The 7,095-nt window shown below is 43.1% G+C and carries 9 protein-coding genes and 1 pseudogene; 5 read left to right on the plus strand and 5 right to left on the minus strand.

The window, feature by feature from the left end:
* Positions 1-146: 146 nt before the first annotated feature.
* Together IM456_RS15445 and IM456_RS15450 are read left to right on the plus strand one after the other, a co-directional pair.
* Positions 147-365: pseudogene (locus IM456_RS15445) on the plus strand (PIN domain-containing protein); the annotation flags it as partial.
* Entirely contained in the window at positions 352-561 is a 210-nt protein-coding gene (locus tag IM456_RS15450) for a hypothetical protein (RefSeq protein WP_002732654.1), read from the plus strand. The pseudogene IM456_RS15445 and the gene IM456_RS15450, both read left to right, overlap by 14 nt.
* A 400-nt stretch (positions 562-961) precedes the next feature.
* On the opposite strand, the gene hpsU is transcribed toward IM456_RS15450, so the two are convergent.
* The 3 genes from hpsU to IM456_RS15465 all read right to left on the minus strand — a co-directional run bounded on the left by hpsU (position 962) and on the right by IM456_RS15465 (position 3,323).
* A complete protein-coding gene (hpsU, locus tag IM456_RS15455; RefSeq protein ID WP_149988418.1) occupies positions 962-1,552 on the minus strand; it encodes a hormogonium polysaccharide biosynthesis acetyltransferase HpsU in 591 nt (196 codons plus the stop codon).
* 5 nt (positions 1,553-1,557) lie between these two features.
* Positions 1,558-2,508 carry a glycosyltransferase family 2 protein gene (locus tag IM456_RS15460; protein WP_149988417.1) on the minus strand — a complete coding sequence of 317 codons (951 nt, stop codon included), beginning with the start codon at positions 2,506-2,508 and terminating at the stop codon, positions 1,558-1,560.
* A 149-nt stretch (positions 2,509-2,657) separates the two neighbouring features.
* A complete protein-coding gene (locus tag IM456_RS15465) occupies positions 2,658-3,323 on the minus strand; it encodes an urease accessory protein UreF (protein ID WP_147071920.1) in 666 nt (221 codons plus the stop codon).
* Between the two features lie 134 nt (positions 3,324-3,457).
* On the opposite strand from IM456_RS15465, the gene IM456_RS15470 reads away from it, so the two are divergent.
* Positions 3,458-4,069, plus strand: a complete 612-nt coding sequence (locus IM456_RS15470) for a DUF8692 domain-containing protein (RefSeq protein WP_287693175.1) — start codon at positions 3,458-3,460, stop codon at positions 4,067-4,069.
* Between the two features lies 1 nt (position 4,070).
* Here the strand turns inward: IM456_RS15470 and IM456_RS15475 are convergent, their stop codons facing one another.
* Positions 4,071-4,574 carry a MogA/MoaB family molybdenum cofactor biosynthesis protein gene (locus IM456_RS15475; RefSeq protein ID WP_287693174.1) on the minus strand — a complete coding sequence of 168 codons (504 nt, stop codon included), beginning with the start codon at positions 4,572-4,574 and terminating at the stop codon, positions 4,071-4,073.
* 233 nt (positions 4,575-4,807) lie between these two features.
* Here IM456_RS15475 and IM456_RS15480 point away from each other — a divergent pair, with 233 nt between their 5' ends.
* The gene (locus IM456_RS15480; RefSeq protein ID WP_149988415.1) at positions 4,808-5,671 is read left to right on the plus strand and encodes a helix-turn-helix domain-containing protein; all 864 of its coding nucleotides are present in this window, start codon (positions 4,808-4,810) and stop codon (positions 5,669-5,671) included.
* Between the two features lie 54 nt (positions 5,672-5,725).
* Here IM456_RS15480 and IM456_RS15485 read toward each other — a convergent pair whose 3' ends face one another.
* Positions 5,726-6,238 carry a dihem cytochrome c family protein gene (locus IM456_RS15485; protein WP_149988414.1) on the minus strand — a complete coding sequence of 171 codons (513 nt, stop codon included), beginning with the start codon at positions 6,236-6,238 and terminating at the stop codon, positions 5,726-5,728.
* A gap of 664 nt (positions 6,239-6,902) precedes the next feature.
* Here IM456_RS15485 and IM456_RS15490 point away from each other — a divergent pair.
* On the plus strand, positions 6,903-7,095 hold a 193-nt coding region (locus tag IM456_RS15490), incomplete at its 3' end, for a transposase family protein (RefSeq protein WP_287707184.1).

A 7,095-nucleotide genomic window follows, 5' to 3' on the forward strand; every position in this document is an offset into this window, starting at 1 on the left:
CCTAACGTCTAATTGATAATGATTTTAAGTCTTGGAACGTCAACACACTGTCGTTTGTACTTCGAGGCGAGCGCTCTGTTCAAACCCTCATTCTGTAAAGCTTCTGGGGTTGGTGATCGCACTTTTTGTGAGAAATACGGGTTATGCGAAGCAATCTTCCTCCCAAAGCTTCTGATGATGCGGTTCACATTGCGGCGGCGACTGTGCACGGGCTAGATTACTTGTTAACATTGAACTGTAAACATATTGCCAACGCTCAAATTCAGAGGAAGTTGGCAGAGATCAGTCTTGATTTGGGATACGAGTTACCCATAATTTGTACTCCTTACGAACTTTTAGGAGATTATAACGATGTGGCAAGATGACATTTTAGATGAAATTCATAAATTTCGAGAAGAACACGCTAAATCCTTTAACTACGATTTAGATGCAATGTTTGTAGATTGGCAAAAAAGACAAGCAGAAAGTGGCAGGCAGGTAGTCAGCTTACCACCAAAGCAAGGTCTAACAAGTCGTTGGAGCCGACCAAAACAGGATGAACCACAAGAATCTCAAATCTAATCGTGGCGGCTCAACTTAGCCGTTAGCTATCGCCGTAGGGTGCGTTCCCTAATGTGGCTCCTACTACTCCAGCGATCGATTTTTGGGGAACGCACCATGCACATTGATTGAAGCTGTGATCTTAAATCCCGTTATTAAAAGCTGATTATTCATTCACCCTTTTGCATGAGTGCCGTTCGGCGGTTCGGCTGAGCGTTCGTGTTAGTGAGCGACGGTTTGACAAGCTCACCGTCCACTCGAGTGAGCCTCGCCGAACTCTTGTCGAACTTGTTAGTGAGCTCACCGCCTAAGTCTCTTGCCTCGTCTCAACAAGCAATTTAAATTACGAACAGCTTAATATGTTCCGTGGGAACCAGTGGGGCAAAAGCGAGCGGAAGACCGCAAAAAATGCCTCTTAAGCTTAACTAAGAGAAGAATTCATCTTTCTATCGTATTGAGGACGACAGGGACTGCCCCAAGCGACCTTTTGAGCGGGAATATCGGCAAATACGCTACTTCTTGCCCCAATAACAACATTAGAGCCAATTTTTACCCCCGGAGCTAGGAAACAATCGGCCGCGATCCATGTACCATTACCGATGAGGATGGGAGTGGTTTTTAAGCCGAAAGAGCGATCGCCAGGATCGTGACTGCCAGTACAAAGATAGCATTTTTGAGAAATCACACAATGACTGCCGATGGTAACGTTATCTAAACTATAAATCACCACATCATCGCCAATCCAAGTATAATCGCCGATCGCCACTTTCCAAGGATAAGTAACCCTTGCCGTCGGGCGAATTTTCACCCCAAGGCCGATTTTAGCCCCAAATAGTCGCAAAATAGCGCAGCGAAAGCTGTCCATTTGGTGCAAACTGAGGGGAAAAAGAATTCCCTGTACTAACCACCAAAGTAGGATAATCGGATTAGAACGACCGCGATCAAACCAAGATTGATCGTAGGTACGCAGATCTAGCCACGCTTCCTCATCGGTGCGGATTTCTGGGGACATAAAACCTATTTAATCATTTCTGCGGGTTGAGGTTCCGAGGGTTTAATCGGAGGATTAGTATGGGTATTAACGTTTAATTTACCGCCAAATTGCCGTAATTCGTACAATTTAACCCCAATTTGGTATTCGTACTGACTCAAAAGACGACCGTAGATATAACCAGCTTTGCCATCCAAGAAACCGAGACGGATAAAATAAAAGAGAATAAAGCGCAGCAGCGGTTTAAAGGGCAATTTTACCCAAATTTTCTTTAAAAAACGTTTTCTCTGCACCGCATCACCGAAGAAGTTCGCTCCGATCGTGCCGCTTTCGTCATTACCCGTGAGAATATTGTAATAAACCCGCGCCTCCCAGTTGGAATAACGATTATGTCTTTCTAACCAATGATAGATATCGCGGAAATCGATGTGCAGCATATCATTTTTGAGATATCCCACCTTGCCATCGAGGATAACGTGTTCATGAACTTCGTTATCTCCCGTGTTGGGGATATCTTCCGTGTTTAAATTCTCGTATCTGCCTGACTTATGTTTAAATAAGCGCAGATTCCAGTCGGGATACTTGCCACCATAACGAATCCATTGTCCGAGGAAGAAGACGCGACGATTGAGATAATAACCGTTATAGTTGGGATCTTGGATCACGCTGGCGATTTCGTCCCATAGTTCGGGGGTGATTCTCTCATCACAATCGACGATTAATACCCATTGATTGCGAAAAGGCAGATTATCGAGGGACCAGTTTTTCTTTTTCGGCCAACGACCATTAAAATAAAATTGGACTACATTAGCCCCATAGTTTGTAGATATTTCGATCGAGCGATCGCTACTTTGGGAATCGACGACAAACACTTCATCAGCCCTAGCAACACTCTCTAAACAGGCGGGAAGGTTAGATTCCTCGTTTTTGGCGGGAATCAACACCGAAACGGGAATTTTTTCTGATTGACTAAACATTGGTACACTGTGGCTAGGTAGAGTGTTCGCATCTTTCCTTAAAACCCTTAGTCACTCAGAAAGCGAGAACTAGGACCTAAGATTTTTTTCAATCATACTATACCTTATCTGCTTTTTTCCGTCATTCTCCTGCTCTTCTCTCTAAATTTCTAACTGCGAAATAGACGACTATACTGGGTTTCGTGGTTCATACTGGCAAAACTTAGCCCCCAACTCCAACTGCTCAGGTTTTCATCGGCTAAACTGATAATATCTGCTGTTGCTGTTAATAAACTGGGCTGTAAACCGATCAGAAGGGATTGTCCTAGGGTTTGTCCTAGAGGAATTAAACGCAATCCTGCATTGATTAAATTACTTGCCCAACTGTGTAAATAGCCTAAAACCGCCAATTCTTCCCCAATTTGCCAATGACTTGCCCCGATCGCAAAAGCGGTGGCATAATTAGCCTGTTCTGGTAGATTATCTCTGGCCGGTGCTAACTCCCGCAATAAGTTTAACAGCGATCGCCCCATTTGCCAGCTTTGCTGTCTTAATTCGGCTGTTTCTCGCGTTGCCGATAACCAATTGTCCCAATAATTAAGTTTTGTAAAATCCTCTTGACAAAAACAACGATATACCCTTACTAAAACAGCCGTTTCTAAGCGAATCGAGCCTTGACATAGCGATCGCTCTAACCAATCATTTAAGCTGGCACTATTGGAGATAATCCCCTTTTCGACGAGGGTTTCTAGCCCTTCGGAATAACTATAGGCCCCCACGGGTAAAATGGGACTAGCCAATTGTAATAAACACAAAAGTTCTTTTTGATCGAGCATAGAAAACCGAGAAAATTGTCCTTAACACAATTAGGGAAATGCTTGGCGCTTCGGTATGTAGATCGAGCCTGTAGAAAGCGGCACTTTGTGAATTATACCGTGGTTAATAGCCACAATTATAAACTACTATACTTATGTCCTCACGAGAACAGCATTTTCTGAAAATAAATCTTGTCGTTCTCCTCTTGATTTTAGCTTTGATTGCTGGGGTTGATCGGGCAAAATTAAACTCTAGTCTTTTGTTTTATCCTCCCGCTACTCCCCCAACTCCGATCGCCGGTTTATTAACCCATTCTTTTCAATTGCTTTGTTGTTTACCTCCGATTGTTTGCCTTTTTAGTTATGATTTATTGTCCCGCAAGACAAGTTTCAATAATTCTGACAATTTTTTACTTTTTTCTGGTATAATAACGGGACTGATTGCCATCAATGAAATCTTCAGAATTCATATCATTCTCCTCTATTTTAATATTCCCAAATTCTTGACTATCTCTGTTTACGGCCTGGCAATTCTGATTTATGGTTTAGCATTTTGGCGGCAAATAACACAAACTTCTTACCAAATTTTAATCATCGCTTTAGCACTTTTAACTTTGGCGATAACTATTGATTTTCTCCAGATTAAAAATCAAGGTTTTGCTAGTCTAAGTGAAGGAATTCCTAAACTGTTAAGTGCTGTGAATCTAGCTGGCTATTTTTGGGATGTATGTTTTCAAGAAATTTCCGCCCAGATCAAATCCCAATAAATTATCCATTCAGCTGTTTAACCAGATGTAAAATTTCGGGAAGAATCAGTTTTTCTAGGGCCAATTTAACGGCATTAGTGGAACCGGGGAGAGAAAAGACCAATAAGTTTTGATAAACCCCAGCTATTGCCCTTGATGCCATGGCACGGGAGCCAATTTCCTGATAGCTGAGATAACGAAATAATTCGCCAAAACCGGGCAAAGTAATCCTTAATAAAGGTACTAAAGCATCGTATGTATTGTCTCTGGGAGCAATACCCGTACCCCCATTGAGAATTAAGACTTTTATCTGATTTTGATTACTAATCTCTGGTAAGATTGCTTGAATTTGTAAGGGTTCATCAGGGATAATTAAGTATAGGCCGATATCATGACCCGATCGAGTTAGTAACTCTTGAATTATTTGGCCACTCCTATCCGTCTCTGGGGTACGAGTATCGCTCACCGTGACTACGGCACAGGTAAGGTTAAGGGGGGCGGTGTCGGGATGGGGAATAAAGGTCATAATTAACGATAAGCTGAGAGTTGGAGAAAAACAAGTATTGAGAACAAATGTATGCACTAAGTAGCCAGTGCAGTCAACCGAGAATAAAAAACTTAACTTTGGCAAGTATTGCCGATTTTTGCCAGTTTTTGGAACCTTTTCGCCGGTAATGATGACAAGGTGAAAGGAGCTTCTAGAGAACAGATTATCCCAAAATAACAAAATCGAGATTATCATCTAAGTTGGTATAGATTATGACTGGAATTATGAGTCAACTCAGTCCCCTACAAGCCGAACAAATCAAGGAAATCGGGACTTATTTACGTCAAAAACGGGAAGAAAGCGGCCTGAGCATAGACGATATCGCCGCCCTGACGATGATTAGAGTACCAATGCTAGAAGCGTTGGAAACGGGGAATTGGGAGAAATTACCAGAATTAATTTATGTCAAGGGATTTATCAAACGCTACGGTGATGCTCTAAAAATTGATGGTAAAGCTTTAGCCGATCGCTTGTCTCCTAGTGCGGAACAATTAGCCCAAGAGGTAACTATCCCGAAAACACTGCCCACAAAAGCTACCCCTCTCCCCAAGGCTGAACCCGCTGCCCCAAAAGTGGAACCAGTGAAACCAGAAAAACCAGCCCCGGAAACTGGCCTCCAACCGGCTAAATCAACCTTTTTCGGGATGTATCTCTGGCTAGGCTTGCTGGCGGGCATATTTTGTGGTATTGGCTATCTTTTCCTCCGTCCCCCTCTCTCTAACCCCCCTGCCGTTACTCCCTCTCCTTCCCCCGTGGTTTCCCCCGCACCGGTAGTCCCTCCCGCACCAGTAGTCTCTCCTTCCCTTTCTCCTCAGCCAAAAGTTCCCCTCTCAGCCGAGGTAACTATTGAACAGGCCGCTTGGGTAAGGGTAATTGCCGATGGCAAAAAAGTCCATGAAGGCACTCTCCAACCCGGTACTAAACAAACTTGGACAGCCCAAAAGAGTTTAAATATTCGATCGGGCAATGCTGGCGCTGTTAAAATCTCTCTTAACGAAAACCCTGCCCAATTAATGGGTAAAGCTGGTCAAATCGGCGAAATCACCCTAACTGCACCTCCTCTCAGTGATCAGTAAACAGTAATCAGTGAACTAAAAACTCACATCTGAAAACTGATCACTGACTCCTGATTAGGCTGCATCATCCCAGATGGGGGTAAGGGTTTGATAATCGTAGCGGGAAGCGTTGGGATGACAGGTGACACAGGTGGTATGACCGATAGGATTAGGTAAATTGACCCTAGGATGCAAAACCTTTACATAGCTGGACTGTTCAATTAGGAGGGGAACAAAAGTAGTCTCGCTAAGAGGGCGGGAAGAATAACTGAGATAATCCCAGATAAGACGCTGAGTAATGCCGACAATTGGTTTTAAACGGATACCATAGTGAGAATTAGGATTTTCTAGGATTTTTTTCCAAGTTTGACTCGGTAGGATGCTCGGAGGAATGGCAATATGGCAGGTGGCACAATTTTCTAGATAGGTTTGCTGTCCAATTTGATAACGATTCAGCACTGTATCCGAGGAAGGGGATTGGGCGATCGCTGGTTGTTGAAGTAGCGAAGCCAGTAGAATACCCCCTAGAATACTGAGGAGAAAGAGGATCAGAAAAAAAATCGATTTCACTTGACCGCTGGAAGGCATGACTGGGATGACGAGTAATTGAACACAATTTTGACACTCTCGCCATCACAATGCAAAGCTGTGTGATGGGAGATTCTTGCTTCACAGAAACCTGCTTTTTGAGACGAATCCCAAGGAGTCTTACAGTCTCTCCACAAGCTTAAACTCCTGACTGCCCATCAGTATTTGGGAGCTTCTGGTTTATGTGTGGAAACCAGGTCTATACTGATATTTTCTAGTTTCTTCCTCGGCTCGACTGAGCATCGCCGAACGTCAAAATAGCCCTAAAAGTCTTGCCTGATAGGTATTTCACGATTCCATAAGCAAAAATTAAGTAGGGTCTGCTGAAAAAGTTTTTCCTAGGGGCAGGGTGTAGGGTGTAGGGTGTGGGGTGTGGGGTTTTACCGATTTTGAGGGGGTCAATTACCTAATTTTCAGGGAAAAAGTACCTGAATTTCCCCCTGATCACTCCCATATCTGGTACTTTTGGATTTCAAAAAAGGCTAAAAGTCTTATCCAGCAAGGTTTTTAGATTTATTCAGCAGACCCTAAGTAGGTAGGCGTTAAAAATTATCAGATGCCCCCCTTATCAAGGTAGGGCTGTTTCATTCTCCCATCAGAATATCAAAAGTAAAAGCGATAACTATCAGGTAAAATGAGAAGTGACCGCCAACTTTTGAAATATATGTTGAGCTTAATACAAAAACTGAAACAAGTCAAGGACTTTAGGAAAGATCAAGGAAAAAGACACCCTTTATGGATAGTATTAGTAGTAATAATACTGGGAACAATGCTAGGATACTCAGGTTATAGAGAGCTAGGAGAGTTTGCTAAAAATAATCGGCACAGGCTCAGTCAAGAATTTAACATAATTCCAG

The organism is Microcystis sp. M079S1, assembly GCF_020246425.1.
Lineage (GTDB): Bacteria > Cyanobacteriota > Cyanobacteriia > Cyanobacteriales > Microcystaceae > Microcystis > Microcystis aeruginosa.

Coding starts and splice junctions, on each gene's coding strand:
- IM456_RS15480 (WP_149988415.1), top strand. CDS start 4,808: ATGACTGGAATTATGAGTCAACTCAGTCCCCTACAAGCCGAACAAATC.
- IM456_RS15460 (WP_149988417.1), bottom strand. CDS start 2,508: ATGTTTAGTCAATCAGAAAAAATTCCCGTTTCGGTGTTGATTCCCGCC.
- IM456_RS15450 (WP_002732654.1), top strand. CDS start 352: ATGTGGCAAGATGACATTTTAGATGAAATTCATAAATTTCGAGAAGAA.
- IM456_RS15475 (WP_287693174.1), bottom strand. CDS start 4,574: ATGACCTTTATTCCCCATCCCGACACCGCCCCCCTTAACCTTACCTGT.
- hpsU (WP_149988418.1), bottom strand. CDS start 1,552: ATGTCCCCAGAAATCCGCACCGATGAGGAAGCGTGGCTAGATCTGCGT.
- IM456_RS15485 (WP_149988414.1), bottom strand. CDS start 6,238: ATGCCTTCCAGCGGTCAAGTGAAATCGATTTTTTTTCTGATCCTCTTT.
- IM456_RS15465 (WP_147071920.1), bottom strand. CDS start 3,323: ATGCTCGATCAAAAAGAACTTTTGTGTTTATTACAATTGGCTAGTCCC.
- IM456_RS15470 (WP_287693175.1), top strand. CDS start 3,458: ATGTCCTCACGAGAACAGCATTTTCTGAAAATAAATCTTGTCGTTCTC.